Below are 12155 nucleotides of genomic sequence, written 5' to 3' on the forward strand. Positions count from 1 at the left end.
GATGGGCTGCAAGGCAGCCCCAATTGCTAAAAAGCGGCTTAACTGACTGGCATTAACCGCCCAAAGGGCCGGTGGCTTCACGGGCTTAGCGTCTTGGTGCTCACCCAGCGCCGCGCGCTGGCCTCAACCCTTCGCGCCTGGCGCCAGCATGTGTTCCGGCCTTACCCACTCATCGAACTGCTCATCGGTCAGATAGCCCAGGGCCAATGCAGACTGGCGCAAGGTCAGCCCTTCGGCATAGGCCTTCTTGGCGATCTCGGCCGACTTGTCATAGCCGATGTGCGGGTTCAGCGCCGTCACCAGCATCAGGCCGCGTTCAAGGTGCGCTGCCATCTGCTCGCCATCCGGCTCCAGGCCCGCCACGCAATGCTGCTGGAAGTTGCGCGCGCCGTCGGCGAGCAGCTCGATCGATTGCAGCACGTTGTGGATGATCACCGGCTTGAATACGTTCAGCTGCAAATGCCCCTGGCTGGCAGCAAAGCCGATGGCCGTATCGTTGCCCAGAACCTGACACGCGAGCATCGACAGCGCTTCGCACTGGGTCGGGTTGACCTTGCCAGGCATGATCGAGCTGCCCGGCTCGTTGGCCGGCAGGCGCACTTCGGCGAACCCTGCACGCGGGCCGGAGCCGAGCAGGCGCAGGTCGTTGGCGATCTTCATCAGGGCCACGGCCAGGGTTTTCAGGCCGCCGGCCAGGCTGGTCAGCGGTTCATGGCCGGCGAGGGCGGCGAACTTGTTCGGCGCGGTGATGAAGGGCAACCCCGACAATGCCGCAAGCTCCGCCGCAATCGCCTCGGCAAAGCCGTGTGGAGCGTTGAGCCCGGTGCCCACCGCAGTGCCGCCCTGGGCCAGCTCGCACACCGCCGGCATGCTGGCGCGGATGGCCGTCTGCGCGTAGTCCAGCTGTGCGACGAAGGCCGAGAGCTCCTGGCCAAAGGTAATCGGGGTGGCGTCCATCAGGTGCGTGCGGCCGGTCTTGACCAAGTCGTGATGGCGCGCCGACTGCTCGGCCAACCCGGCCGCAAGCTCTGCCACCGCTGGCAGCAGTTTGCCGTACACCGCCTGGGCAGCAGCGATATGCATGGCGGTGGGGAAGCAGTCGTTGGAGCTTTGCGAGCGGTTGACGTGATCGTTGGGGTGCACCGGCGTCTTGCCGCCGCGGCCCTGGCCCGCCAGCTCGTTGGCCCGCCCGGCGATCACCTCGTTGACGTTCATGTTGCTCTGCGTGCCGCTGCCGGTCTGCCAGACCACCAGCGGGAACTGGTCGTCGTGCTTGCCGGCCAGCACCTCATCGGCGGCCTGTTCGATCAGCCGGGCGAGCTCGGCAGGCAGGTCGCCATTGCGGTCATTGACCCGTGCAGCGGCTTTCTTGATCAGCGCAAGGGCGTGCACCACCTCGCGCGGCATGCGCTGCTGGCCGATGGCGAAGTTGATCAGTGAGCGCTGGGTCTGTGCGCCCCAGTAGGCCTGCTCAGGAACTTCGACCTGTCCAAGGCTGTCTGTCTCGATACGGCTCATGCTGCGTTCACTCCTATCTATAGTGTGCGACACCGCAGTTTAGGCCCCTCATCGAACGAGCCGTTCCATCGCTCTTCGTGCCACTTGAGCCGCGTGCCGCCTCGGCGCAGAATGCTCTGCCTCAACATACCCCGTCCAATTGAAGGAAATGCGATGACCCGTCTCCGCGCCCTCTGTGCCGCCGTCGCCCTGGTTTGCGTCAGTGGCCAGGTACTCGCCGCCACGCCCAGCCATAACGCGGCTGCCGAGAAGTTCCTGACCCTGGCCAATGCCGACAAACTGGGCACCCCGGTGTACATGCAGGTTCAGCAGATGTTTGCCCAGCGTTTCGAGCAGACCAAGGCGCCGGCCTCGAAGAAGTCGGTGCTCGACAGTTACCAGGCCAAGGCCAACGCTGCGCTGGACAACGCCATTGGCTGGAACAAGCTCAAGCCCAAGATGGTCAGCCTGTACACCGCGACCTTCACCGAGGCCGAGCTCAAGGACCTGGTCAAGTTCTACGAATCGCCCCTGGGCCGCAAAGTGCTGCGTGAAATGCCCAAGGTCACCCAGCAGTCCGCTCAGCTGACCCAGCAGAGCCTGGAGCCTTCGGTGCCGGTCGTGAACAAGCTGCTCGATGACATGACCAAGGAACTCGACCCGAGCTTCGGCAAGTCCGCCGCTCCGGCCAAGAAATAAGCAGGCAGGTCGCGATGAACATGCAGCAGCGCATTGAACGGCAACTGGCCGCGCTGGCCCCGCACCACCTCGAAGTGCTCGACGAAAGCCACATGCACAGCCGTGGCCAGGAAACGCACTACAAGGCGGTGATCGTCAGCGAACAGTTCGCCGGGCTGAACAGCGTCAAGCGCCACCAGAAGGTCTACGCCACCATGGCTGACCTGATGGCGCAGATTCACGCCCTGGCGATCCACACCTACACCGCCGAGGAGTGGGCCAAGGTCGGTGCAGCACCGGCCTCGCCGGTGTGTGCTGGCGGCGGGCACTGACGCCGTTTTGCGCATCTGGTAAACTTCGCTGCTTTGCACCAACGCCATCGCCGGGTCTTCCCGGCGGTGGCGTTTTCACATATCTCTCGATCGACCCGGTCCGCCCCTTACGAGGGCAACCACCTGGAGAAACACACGCATGTCCCAAGCTATCGTGGTAGCGGCGCTGTACAAGTTCGTCACCCTGGAAGACTACGTCGAGCTGCGCGAGCCGCTGCTCGCCTGCATGACCGAGCACGGCGTCAAGGGCACGCTGCTGCTGGCCCTCGAAGGCCTCAACGGCACGGTCTCGGGCAGCCGCCAGGGCATCGACGGCCTGCTGGCCTGGCTGCGCAATGACCCGCGCTTCGTCGATGTCGACCACAAGGAAAGCTACTGCGACGAACAGCCGTTCTACCGCACCAAGGTCAAGCTGAAGAAAGAGATCGTGACCCTGGGCGTGCCGGGCGTCGACCCGAACCATGCGGTTGGCACCTATGTCGAGCCCAAGGACTGGAATGCCCTGATCAGCGACCCCGAGGTCCTGCTGATCGACACCCGCAACGACTACGAAGTGGCCATTGGTACCTTCAAGGGCGCCATCGACCCGAAAACCGAGTCGTTCCGCGAATTCCCGGAGTACATCAAGGCCAACTTCGACCCCAGCAAGCACAAGAAGGTGGCGATGTTCTGCACCGGCGGCATCCGTTGCGAAAAGGCCTCCAGCTATATGCTCGGCGAGGGCTTCGAGGCCGTCTATCATCTCAAGGGCGGCATCCTCAAGTACTTCGAGGAGGTGCCGCAGGAAGAAACCCTGTGGGATGGCGACTGCTTCGTGTTCGACAACCGCGTCACCGTGCGCCATGACCTCAGCGAAGGTGAATACGATCAGTGTCACGCCTGCCGCCACCCGATCAATGCCACCGAGCGCGCCTCCGAGCACTACTCGCCAGGTGTGAGCTGCCCGCACTGCTGGGACAGCCTGAGCGAGAAGACCCGCCGCAGCGCCATCGACCGGCAGAAGCAGATCGAGCTGGCCAAGGCGCGCAACCTGCCGCACCCGATCGGTTTCAACTACAAAGCCGAGGCCTGAAGCATGACGGCACGCCTGCTGTACGTGATGGACCCGATGTGCTCGTGGTGCTGGGGCTTTGCCCCGGTGGCCGAGGCGTTGATCGCCCAGGCAGCAGCGGCCGGCGTACCGACCCACCTGGTGGTCGGCGGTTTACGCACCGGTAGCAGCCCGCTGGATGCGGCCACCCGGGCTTACATCCTCGAGCACTGGCAGGCGGTCAGCGAGGCCACCGGCCAGGGCTTTGCCTTCGAAAGCGCGATGCCCGATGGCTTCGTCTACGACACCGAGCCTGCCTGCCGTGCGCTGGTCACCGCCCGGCAGCTGGACGCCGAGCGTGTCTGGCCGTTGCTCGCCGCGCTGCAATCGGGCTTTTACGAGCGAGGCCTGGACATCACCCTGCCGGCCGTACTGGTCGAGCTTGCCGAGCAGGCTGGGCTGGACCGCGCGGGCTTTGCCCAGGCGTTGATCGACACAGACACGCGCGCTGCCACTGCCGCCGATTTCACCTGGGCGCAGGGGCTGGGCATCGCCGGCTTCCCCACCTTGCTGGCCGAGCGCAACGGCCAGTTGGCACTGCTGACCAACGGCTACCAACCGTTTGAATCCCTCTCGCCGCTGCTGGCGCGCTGGCTGCAGCAGGCCACCGGTGCTTGACCTGCCGGGCTCGTCCGAGCCGGTGCCAGGGCGCCACCCCGCGCCTGCCGACCGCCTGAGCTGGGGCGAAATCCGCCGCCTGGCACTGCTGCGCCCCAAGCGCTTGTGGACGGCCAACCTGGTGGCCGTGCTGGCTGCGTGCTGCAGTGTGCCGATTCCGTTGCTGTTGCCACTGCTGGTGGACGAGGTGCTGCTCAAGAACGGCAACGCCGCGTTGCTGTGGATGAACCACCTGCTGCCCGACGGCTGGCAGGTCGCGGCGGGCTATATCGGCCTGATGCTCGCGTTCACCCTGTGCCTGCGCCTGGCCGCACTGGCCTGCAACGTGGTGCAGGCCAGGCTGTTCGCGGGCCTGGCCAAGGACATCGTCTACCGCCTGCGCATCCGCTTGATCGAACGGCTCAAGCGCATCTCGCTCAAGGAATACGAAAACCTCGGCAGCGGCACGGTGACCACCCACCTGGTCACCGACCTGGACACCCTCGACAAATTCGTCGGCGAAACCCTCAGCCGTTTTCTGGTGGCCATGGTCACCCTCACCGGGGTGGCCGCGATCCTGCTGTGGATGCAGTGGCAACTGGCCCTGCTGATTCTGCTGTTCAACCCGCTGGTGATCTTCTTCACCGTGAAGCTCGGCAAGCGCGTCAAGCACCTGAAGAAGCTGGAAAACGACAGCACCAGCCGCTTTACCCAGGCGCTGGCCGAAACCCTCGACGCGATCCAGGAGATCCGCGCCAGCAACCGCCAGGGCTATTTTCTAGGTCGCCTGGGCCTGCGCGCCAGGGAAGTACGCGACTTTGCCGTGGCCTCGCAGTGGAAGAGCGACGCCAGCAACCGCGCCAGTGGCTTGCTGTTCCAGTTCGGCATCGACCTGTTCCGCGCCATGGCCATGCTCACCGTGCTGTTCTCGGATCTGTCGATCGGGCAGATGCTCGCCGTGTTCAGCTACCTGTGGTTCATGATCGGCCCGGTAGAACAGCTGTTGAACCTGCAATATGCCTATTACGCCGCTGGCGGCGCGCTGAGCCGGATCAACGAATTGCTCGCGCGCGGCGACGAGCCTGACTACCCGCCGGCGTGTGACCCCTTTGCCGGCCGTTCGACGGTCCCGATCGAGGTGCGCGACCTGAGCTTCGCCTACAGCGACGAGCCGGTGCTCGATCACCTTGACCTGACCATCGCAGCCGGCGAGAAAGTGGCGATCGTCGGCGCCAGTGGGGGTGGCAAGAGCACCCTCGTGCAACTGCTGCTGGGCCTGTACAGCGCCCAGGGCGGCAGCATTCGCTATGGCGGCGCCAGCCTGCAGGAAATCGGTCTGGAAACTGTCCGCGAGCAGGTTGCGGTAGTGCTGCAGCACCCCTCGCTGTTCAACGACAGCGTGCGTGCCAACCTGACCATGGGCCGCGACTGCACGGACGAGGCCTGCTGGCAGGCGCTGCGCATCGCCCAGCTCGAGACCACCATCGCTGGCCTGCCGGCCGGGCTGGACAGCATCGTGGGTCGCTCCGGTGTGCGCCTGTCGGGTGGCCAACGCCAGCGCCTGGCCATCGCGCGGATGATACTCGCCGAGCCCAAGGTGGTGATCCTCGATGAAGCCACCTCGGCACTGGACGCCGCCACCGAGTACAACCTGCACCAGGCCATGGCGCGCTTTCTCAGTGGCCGCACCACGCTGATCATCGCCCACCGGCTGTCGGCCGTTAAGCAGGCCGATCGCGTGCTGGTGTTCGACGGCGGGCGCGTGGCCGAAGAGGGCGCGCATCAGCAGCTGATTGCCGAGGGTGGCCTCTACGCCAAGCTGTACGGTCATCTGCAGCAGAGCTGAGGCTGTTGCGCTGCGGGCCAGAGCCCGCTCTGCAGGCTCCTGTCAGAATCCCCCTCACACCGATGGCAAATGGCCTACGCTGTGCGTTGTCAGGCTGATCGCTGCCTCATTCGCCGCAGTAGCAGGAGTTCTATGGAAGTAACTCGGACGCAGGGGGCGCCAAAGCTGCTGGGGATCATCTGGCCATTTGTCGCGGTGGTGGTGTTCCAGGTGCTGCTGGGTATCGCCAGCCTGTATGCGCTGTCGGCGGTGCGCGCCTATGTGGCGGGCGAGAGCCTGTGGTCCAAGGCGCAGAAAGACGCCATCTACTACCTCAGCCTCTATGCCGAAACCCAGGACCCCTACAGCCTTCAGCGCTATCGCCAGGCCACGGTGATTCCCCAGGGCGACCGTGACATGCGCGCAGCGCTGGACCGCACGCCGCCGGATCGCCTGGCCGCACGCGATGGCATCCTGCGCGGCGGCAACCACCCGGACGACGTCAATCGCATCATCTGGTTCTACCGCTACTTCAGTGACTTGAGCTACATGCAGCACGCGGTGGACTACTGGGACACCGGTGACCGTTACCTCAGCCAGCTCGACGTCCTGGCCGATGAAATGCGCACGCAGATTGCCGCTGGGCCCGTGGGCCCGCAGCAGGTGATGCACTGGCGGGCCCGCATCGTGGCGCTGAACGAGAGCGTGACGCCGGTGGCCAAGGCCTTCAGTGATGCCCTGGGCGAAGGCTCACGCAAGATCCTGCGGCTTCTGCTGATCACCAACCTGGGGACGGCGATCTGTCTGATCATCCTCGCCTGGCGCCGCTCGAACAAACTGCTGACCCAGCGCCAGGCCTTCGCTGCGGCCCTGGAAGAGGAAAAGGAGCGGGCGCAGGTCACTCTGGCCGCCATCGGCGATGCGGTGATCACCACCGATGTCGAGGGCGGCATCGCCTACATGAACCCGGCTGCCGAACAACTGACCCACTGGCAGGCCGAGCAGGCCCAGGGGTTGCCCCTGGCAGCGCTGTTCAGCCTGCTCGATGAAACCACAGCGCATGAAAGCCGCAGCCTGGCCGAGCAGATCCTCAGTGGCAGCCTCAAGGCCGGTGTCGAGCATGCACGCCAGGTGCAGCGTCTCGATGGCAGCATGGTGTCGGTGAACCTGGTGGGCTCATCGATCATCACTGAGGGGCACGTCAGCGGCATCGTGCTGGTATTGCACGACATGACCCAGGAGCGCCAGTACATCGCCAACCTGTCCTGGCAGGCGACCCACGATGCCTTGACCGGCCTGGCGAACCGGCGTGAGTTCGAGTACCGCCTGGAGCAGATTCTCAACGCCCAGGCCCGTCAACCGGGCCGGCATGCCCTGATGTTCCTGGACCTGGACCAGTTCAAGCTGGTCAATGACACCAGCGGCCACGCCGCCGGCGATGAACTGTTGCGGCATATTTGCGCGGTCCTGCAAAGCGGCCTGCGCGAAGGTGACACCCTGGCTCGCCTGGGCGGCGACGAATTCGGCATCCTCCTGGAAGTGTGCCCGCCCGAACATGCCGAGCGCATCGCCGAGCAACTGCGCCAGGCGGTGCAGAGCCTGCAGTTCGTGTGGAAGGGGCGGCCGTTCCAGACCACCGTCAGCATCGGCCTGGTCAATATCACCTCAGTGCCAGGCACCCTTGAAGCCTCGCTGCGCGCGGCCGACATGGCCTGCTACATGGCCAAGGAAAAGGGCCGCAACCGGGTGCAGGTCTACCATGCCGATGACACCGAGCTGTCCATGCGGTTTGGCGAAATGGCCTGGATCCAGCGCCTGCACGTGGCCCTCGATGAAAACCGGTTCTGCCTGTACGCCCAGGAAATCGCGCCGCTGGGTGCCGCCGAAGGGCCGCTGCACCTGGAAATCCTGCTGCGCCTGCGCGATGAAAATGGCCGGATGATCCTGCCCGACAGCTTCATTCCGGCCGCCGAGCGCTATGGGCTGATCACCGCGCTCGACCGCTGGGTCGTGCTCAACGTCTTCAAGCTGATCCGCCAGTGCATGGACAGCGGCCACACCGGGCCGCTGGCCATGTGCGCGATCAACCTGTCGGGCGCCAGCATCGGCGACGACAAGTTTCTCGATTACCTGCAACGGCTGTTCAGCGAGTACGGCATCCCCCCGGAGATGATCTGTTTCGAGATCACCGAGACCATCGCCATTGCCAACCTGGGCAGCGCGATCCGTTTCATCAATGACTTGAAAGGGCTGGGCTGCAAGTTCTCGCTGGATGACTTCTGCGCCGGCATGTCGTCGTTCGCCTACCTCAAGCACCTGCCCGTGGACTACCTGAAGATCGACGGCAGTTTCGTCAAGGACATGCTTGATGATCCCATCAACCGGGCTATGGTGGAGGTGATCAACCACATTGGTCATGTCATGGGCAAGCGCACCATTGCCGAGTTCGTCGAGACCGTGCAGATCGAGCAGGCCCTTCAGGACATCGGTGTGGACTACGCCCAGGGTTATTTGATCGAACGTCCGCAGGTATTCACCTGCGACAGCCTGCAGCGCCAACGCACGGTGCCCCGTTCACCGCTCCAGCGGACCCCGGGGACCTTGCGCTGAGCTGCTTCATTGCACTCACACGCAAACAAGGAGTTGAAAGTGATCGATGGATTCGTTCGGGTCGGACCTCTGATGGACCCGGCCAGTTATCCCGCCTGGGCCCAGCAACTGATCGAAGAGTGCCGGGAAAGCAAGCGACGGGTGGTAGAGCATGCGTTCTACCAGTGCCTGCGTGATGGCGGCCTGCGCGCGGCCACCGTGCGTCAGTTCCTGATCGGCGGCTGGCCGGTGGTCGAGCAGTTTTCCCTGTACATGGCGCACAACCTGGGCAAGACCCGCTACGGGCGCCATCCGGGTGAAGACATGGCGCGGCGCTGGCTGATGCGCAACATTCGTGTCGAGCTCAACCATGCCGACTACTGGGTCAACTGGTGCCAGGCCCACGGTGTTCATCTGCACGATTTGCAGGAACAGAACGTGCCCTCGCAACTGAACGCCCTGAACGACTGGTGCTGGCGGGTGTGCACCACCGAGTCGCTGGCCGTCGCCATGGCAGCGACCAACTACGCCATCGAGGGCGCCACCGGCGAGTGGTCTGCCGTGGTTTGCCAGGATGGCCTGTATGCCGAGGGGTTCCCTGAGGACACCCGCAAGCGCGCCATGAAGTGGCTGAAAATGCACGCTCAGTACGACGATGCTCACCCGTGGGAGGCGTTGGAAATCATCTGCACCCTGGTCGGCGAGAACCCCGCGTCGGCGCTGCGTGTGGAATTGCGCAAAGCGGTGTGCAAGAGCTACGACTGCATGTTCCAGTTCCTCGAGTGCTGCATGCAGCTCGAAGCGCAGCAGCGCAGCAAGGTCAGGCCGGCGTTGGCGGCCGGCTGAGCCGGCTCAGGGCTTGAGGCACTTCAGTGCGCTGAATTCCTGGCGCACCTTGTCCAGCTGTTGGGCCAGGGTCTGGCGTTGCTGCGGCGAACTGCTCGCCAGCAGGTCGACGATAAGGCTACGCGCCTGCTGCTCGGTGTTGTCGAAGGCGGCGCGGTACTGCGGCGTCCACAGGCTCTCCTTGTGTTGCAGCAACTGCGCCAGGCGCGGCTCGAAGTCAGCGGCATTGCGCTGTTCGACCACTGCCACCAGCTGTCGCTGCCACTGTTCGCGGTTGGCGATCCAGAGCGTGTTCTGATCGCCCAGCGCGGCCGACCACTGCCCCAGGCGATCACGTTGCGCAGCGCTGAGCGTGCCCAACCACGGCTTGAGGCGCTTTTCCATGCGTTTGCTGCGCTCCTGGATCTGCTGAGCCAGCGGGGTGTCGACGTACTCGGCGCGGCGTTTGCGAATGTCGTCTGCAAACGCCTGGCGCATCTCGGTCACCTGGCCGTCGCTCATGCCGCGCAGCAGTTCGGCGGCCGAGGGTGTCACAGCCTCGGCCACCCGGCCGATGGCCTCGCGCGCCTGCTGGGTACGCTGCTGCAGTGCCTGGTCGGTCACCTGGTTGTCGATCACCAACTGACGCATCCCGGCCAGCCAGTCCAGGTAGCCGGGCAGTTGCGTCTGGCAATGCCAGGCCAGTTGCTGTTTCAGGCGCTGGTCGAGCCAGCTTTTCTGCTCGCGGTTCATGTTCAGGTAGTCGCCCAGCGACCAGGGCACCAGCACGTCAAGGTTGCGGTAGGCGAGGTCGATGCGCGTGCAGGCGCTGAGCGTCAGCAGGCAGGCGAGGGCGAACAGGGCACTGCGCAGGGTCTTGGCCAGGCAGACGGGCATGAGCGAATCCTTGCTGTGGCGGGTCTGGGTGTAGACGCAGGGCCCGGCCGTCGGTTCCGGCGGGTATGCCCTGGGGCGGTAGACAGGGTAGCGGTGGTAGACTGCGGGCCTGGTCACGAGGATTTCTGGAAAATGGCTTTGCTTGGGCGCTTCAACAGTTTGCAAATCGTTAAACACACCGACTTCGGCCTGTACCTGGATGGCGGGCCCGATGGTGAAATTCTCCTGCCACGGCGCTACATCCCGAAGGATACGCCGACCGAGGTCGAGGACTGGCTCAATGTCTTCCTGTACCTCGACAGCGAAGACCTGCTGATTGCCACCACCGAAAAGCCCAAGGTGCAGGTGGGCGAATTCGCCAGTCTCAAGGTCAAGGACATCAACGGTGCCGGCATCTTCCTCGACTGGGGCCTGTCCAAGGACCTGCTGATGCCGTACTCGGAAGAGTCACGGCCGCTGAAGATCGGGGACTACTGCGTGATTCATGCCTATCTCGACAAGCGCACCCGGCGCATCACCGCCACCGCGCGTCTGGACCGCTACCTCGACATCACCCCTGCCAACTATCAGGCCGGCCAGCCGGTCGAGCTGCTGGTGGCTGGCGAAACCCCGATGGGCTTCAAGGCCATCATCAACCATCGCCACTGGGGCCTGATCCACAAGAACGAGGTGTTCAAGTTCCTGCGCTCGGGCATGCAGGAGAAGGGGTTCATCAAGGAAGTGCGCCACGACGGCAAGATCGCCTTGAGCCTGCAGCCGGTGGGCGAGTCGCTGGCCGATGGCCTGCAAGCCCAGATCATGGCCCGCCTGGCTGCCGCAGGCGGCACGCTGGCGGTGTGCGACAAGAGCGATCCGCAGGTGATCACGCAGATGTTCAGTGTCAGCAAGGGCAACTTCAAGAAGGCGATTGGCGCCTTGTTCAAGCAGGGCTTGATCGTCATCCATGACGATCGCATCGAGAAAGCCTGATCAGACCTGTACGAAGGTGCTGAAGTCGAGCTGTTCACCGCCCGGGCGAGTGTCGCGCAGCAGCGAATCGCGGTCGGCGCTGAGCGCCAGGCTGATGGTCGAGCGGCGCTTGCCGGGGTGGCGGATTTCCACCTGTTCCTGGTGAGCGCGGAGGAAGTTGATCGGCACTTTCAGGTGTTGCAGCTCGTCACTGGCAGGGGTGTGCAGCAGCAGGTTGACCCAGTCGGGCTGGCCCTTGCGCAGCAGCCCTACGGGCACTTCGAACCACCACAGGTTGCGCTTGCCATCAAGCACCGCAAACAAGGTGTTGTCACGGGTCAGCACCGGGCGATTGAGCGCGGCATTGCGCCGCTCGATGGCGGCGGGTTTATCGAGTTTCATGCAGGTTCCTGCGCGTTGACACTTCAAAGAGCCGGCATTGTGCGGGGCGCAGGCGCTGGCAGCAAGGCGTCACCCTGTGCAGGGGCTGGACGATGGCATGAAAAAAACTTGAAACCTTTGCCGAAAAGGGCCGGTCCACAGTTTGTCGGCACGGTGAACGTGTCTTTATCCCTGGAGATCTGCCATGAGCGCTACTGGTGACAAAATCAAAGGCACGGCCAACGATCTGATTGGTGAAGGTAAGCAAGCGGTAGGCAAGGCCACCGGCAATGACAAGCTACGGGCTGAAGGCGCCGCCCAAGAAGCCAAGGGCGAAGTGCAGAAGAAAGTCGGTGATGTGAAAGATACAGCCGGTGATGTGAAAGACGCGGTCAAAAAACCATAAGCCGTCCGTCATACGCCAAAAGGGCCGCCTAGCGGCCCTTTTTCATGGTGCGCCAGGCATGGCGCGTCGCGCGCAAGCGCAACCCGCTTG

Annotated in this window: 12 protein-coding genes; 9 read left to right on the forward strand and 3 right to left on the reverse strand. The window is 64.1% G+C overall.

Features of this window, described 5'->3' with window-relative positions; all coding sequences use genetic code 11:
- Positions 1-123 precede the first annotated feature (123 nt).
- Positions 124-1518, reverse strand: coding sequence for a class II fumarate hydratase (locus tag RT028_RS17455; protein ID WP_312936362.1), 1395 nt, complete (start codon positions 1516-1518; stop codon positions 124-126).
- Positions 1519-1671: 153 nt separating this feature from the next.
- On the opposite strand from RT028_RS17455, the gene RT028_RS17460 reads away from it, so the two are divergent.
- The 7 genes from RT028_RS17460 to RT028_RS17490 all read left to right on the forward strand — a co-directional run bounded on the left by RT028_RS17460 (position 1672) and on the right by RT028_RS17490 (position 9454).
- On the forward strand, positions 1672-2196 hold the full coding sequence (locus RT028_RS17460; protein ID WP_312936363.1) for a DUF2059 domain-containing protein: 525 nt from the start codon (positions 1672-1674) through the stop codon (positions 2194-2196).
- 14 nt (positions 2197-2210) lie between these two features.
- The gene (locus RT028_RS17465) at positions 2211-2507 is read left to right on the forward strand and encodes a BolA family protein (protein ID WP_312936364.1); all 297 of its coding nucleotides are present in this window, start codon (positions 2211-2213) and stop codon (positions 2505-2507) included.
- 139 nt (positions 2508-2646) lie between these two features.
- Complete coding sequence (locus tag RT028_RS17470; RefSeq protein WP_312936365.1) at positions 2647-3579, forward strand: rhodanese-related sulfurtransferase; 933 nt, start codon at positions 2647-2649, stop codon at positions 3577-3579.
- A gap of 3 nt (positions 3580-3582) precedes the next feature.
- On the forward strand, positions 3583-4215 hold the full coding sequence (locus RT028_RS17475; RefSeq protein ID WP_312936366.1) for a DsbA family protein: 633 nt from the start codon (positions 3583-3585) through the stop codon (positions 4213-4215).
- Entirely contained in the window at positions 4208-6040 is a 1833-nt protein-coding gene (locus RT028_RS17480) for an ABC transporter ATP-binding protein (RefSeq protein ID WP_312936367.1), read from the forward strand. The genes RT028_RS17475 and RT028_RS17480 overlap by 8 nt, the downstream gene beginning before the upstream one ends.
- A gap of 132 nt (positions 6041-6172) precedes the next feature.
- Entirely contained in the window at positions 6173-8629 is a 2457-nt protein-coding gene (locus RT028_RS17485; protein ID WP_312936368.1) for an EAL domain-containing protein, read from the forward strand.
- Between the two features lie 39 nt (positions 8630-8668).
- The gene (locus tag RT028_RS17490) at positions 8669-9454 is read left to right on the forward strand and encodes a TenA family transcriptional regulator (protein WP_312936369.1); all 786 of its coding nucleotides are present in this window, start codon (positions 8669-8671) and stop codon (positions 9452-9454) included.
- Positions 9455-9460: 6 nt separating this feature from the next.
- On the opposite strand, the gene RT028_RS17495 is transcribed toward RT028_RS17490, so the two are convergent.
- Positions 9461-10330: a DUF6279 family lipoprotein gene (locus RT028_RS17495; RefSeq protein ID WP_312936370.1), complete on the reverse strand. Its 870-nt coding sequence runs from the start codon at positions 10328-10330 to the stop codon at positions 9461-9463.
- A 132-nt stretch (positions 10331-10462) separates the two neighbouring features.
- On the opposite strand from RT028_RS17495, the gene RT028_RS17500 reads away from it, so the two are divergent.
- A complete protein-coding gene (locus tag RT028_RS17500) occupies positions 10463-11299 on the forward strand; it encodes a S1 RNA-binding domain-containing protein (RefSeq protein WP_312936371.1) in 837 nt (278 codons plus the stop codon).
- On the opposite strand, the gene RT028_RS17505 is transcribed toward RT028_RS17500, so the two are convergent.
- Positions 11300-11680: a hypothetical protein gene (locus tag RT028_RS17505; protein WP_312936372.1), complete on the reverse strand. Its 381-nt coding sequence runs from the start codon at positions 11678-11680 to the stop codon at positions 11300-11302.
- A gap of 184 nt (positions 11681-11864) precedes the next feature.
- On the opposite strand from RT028_RS17505, the gene RT028_RS17510 reads away from it, so the two are divergent.
- Positions 11865-12065, forward strand: a complete 201-nt coding sequence (locus RT028_RS17510) for a CsbD family protein (protein WP_312936373.1) — start codon at positions 11865-11867, stop codon at positions 12063-12065.
- Positions 12066-12155: the final 90 nt, after the last annotated feature.

The sequence above is a fragment of the Pseudomonas sp. genome (assembly GCF_032058845.1).
Taxonomy (GTDB): domain Bacteria; phylum Pseudomonadota; class Gammaproteobacteria; order Pseudomonadales; family Pseudomonadaceae; genus Aquipseudomonas.

What these genes read in the sequence shown, in the direction of transcription:
- RT028_RS17455 (WP_312936362.1), bottom strand. Translation starts at nt 1,518, where the DNA reads ATGAGCCGTATCGAGACAGACAGCCTTGGACAGGTCGAAGTTCCTGAG.
- RT028_RS17460 (WP_312936363.1), top strand. Translation starts at nt 1,672, where the DNA reads ATGACCCGTCTCCGCGCCCTCTGTGCCGCCGTCGCCCTGGTTTGCGTC.
- RT028_RS17465 (WP_312936364.1), top strand. Translation starts at nt 2,211, where the DNA reads ATGAACATGCAGCAGCGCATTGAACGGCAACTGGCCGCGCTGGCCCCG.
- RT028_RS17470 (WP_312936365.1), top strand. Translation starts at nt 2,647, where the DNA reads ATGTCCCAAGCTATCGTGGTAGCGGCGCTGTACAAGTTCGTCACCCTG.
- RT028_RS17475 (WP_312936366.1), top strand. Translation starts at nt 3,583, where the DNA reads ATGACGGCACGCCTGCTGTACGTGATGGACCCGATGTGCTCGTGGTGC.
- RT028_RS17485 (WP_312936368.1), top strand. Translation starts at nt 6,173, where the DNA reads ATGGAAGTAACTCGGACGCAGGGGGCGCCAAAGCTGCTGGGGATCATC.
- RT028_RS17495 (WP_312936370.1), bottom strand. Translation starts at nt 10,330, where the DNA reads ATGCCCGTCTGCCTGGCCAAGACCCTGCGCAGTGCCCTGTTCGCCCTC.
- RT028_RS17500 (WP_312936371.1), top strand. Translation starts at nt 10,463, where the DNA reads ATGGCTTTGCTTGGGCGCTTCAACAGTTTGCAAATCGTTAAACACACC.
- RT028_RS17505 (WP_312936372.1), bottom strand. Translation starts at nt 11,680, where the DNA reads ATGAAACTCGATAAACCCGCCGCCATCGAGCGGCGCAATGCCGCGCTC.
- RT028_RS17510 (WP_312936373.1), top strand. Translation starts at nt 11,865, where the DNA reads ATGAGCGCTACTGGTGACAAAATCAAAGGCACGGCCAACGATCTGATT.